This window comes from Micromonospora sp. DH14 (assembly GCF_029809455.1).
Lineage (GTDB): Bacteria > Actinomycetota > Actinomycetes > Mycobacteriales > Micromonosporaceae > Micromonospora > Micromonospora parva.
On sequence record NZ_JARVKT010000075.1, the window covers coordinates 1 to 964 of the forward strand.

Annotated in this window: 2 rRNA genes; both read left to right on the plus strand. The window is 57.4% G+C overall.

The features are described 5' to 3' along the window. A 16S ribosomal RNA gene (locus QCZ28_RS34390) occupies positions 1-87 on the plus strand; the annotation flags it as partial. A 380-nt stretch (positions 88-467) separates the two neighbouring features. Beyond that, a 23S ribosomal RNA gene (locus QCZ28_RS34395) occupies positions 468-964 on the plus strand; the annotation flags it as partial.

The following is a 964-nucleotide window of genomic DNA, read 5'->3' on the forward strand; positions in this document are numbered from 1 at the left end:
AGGGAGCCGTCGAAGGTGGGGCTGGCGATTGGGACGAAGTCGTAACAAGGTAGCCGTACCGGAAGGTGCGGCTGGATCACCTCCTTTCTAAGGAGCACCTTCCGACGAAAGTCGGTAAGGAGCCCGCACTGCCCGAATGTGGTGGTGGGGTGCTCGAATGGCGGAGACACTGGCAAGTTTTGCCTCGGCAACGGCTGGGATCACTTAGTACAGCCACTCTTTCGGGTGTGGTGGGAACGGATTGGTTCTGGTGCGGCTGAGGGGGAATGTAAGCACCCTGTTGGGTCCTGAAAGAACAACCAGTGGTTGTTTCTTTCGGAGCCGTAGCGAGCCTGTGGGTTCGTGAGGTTGCCAGGCATGGCCTGGCCTCGCATACCGCCAACGGGTTGTTGGGTTTGGTGTGGGGCTGTTGGGGTTGTGGGTTGGTCGTTTGTTGAGAATTGCACAGTGGACGCGAGCATCTTTGTGGTCAAGTTGTCAAGGGCGAACGGTGAATGCCTTGGCACCAGGAGCCGATGAAGGACGTGGGAGGCCGCGATAGGCCTGGGGGAGCTGTCAACCGAGCTGTGATCCCAGGGTGTCCGAATGGGGAAACCTGGCACCAGTCATGTGGTGTCACCCACACCTGAACACATAGGGTGTGTGGAGGGAACGCGGGGAAGTGAAACATCTCAGTACCCGTAGGAAGAGAAAACAATTTAGTGATTCCGTGAGTAGTGGCGAGCGAAAGCGGATTGAGGCTAAACCGGCTGCGTGTGATACCTGTCAGGGGTTGCGTGGTCGGGGTTGTGGGACCCCGCTGAACAAGCTGACACTTGTTCGAGGAGTTACAAAGTTAGTGGCTAGTCGAACAGTCTGGAATGGCTGACCGTAGACGGTGAGAGTCCGGTAGGTGAAAGTTGCTGACCTTCTGTGGGTGTTCCCGAGTAGCGGCGGACCCCTGAAATCTGCCGTGAATCTGCCA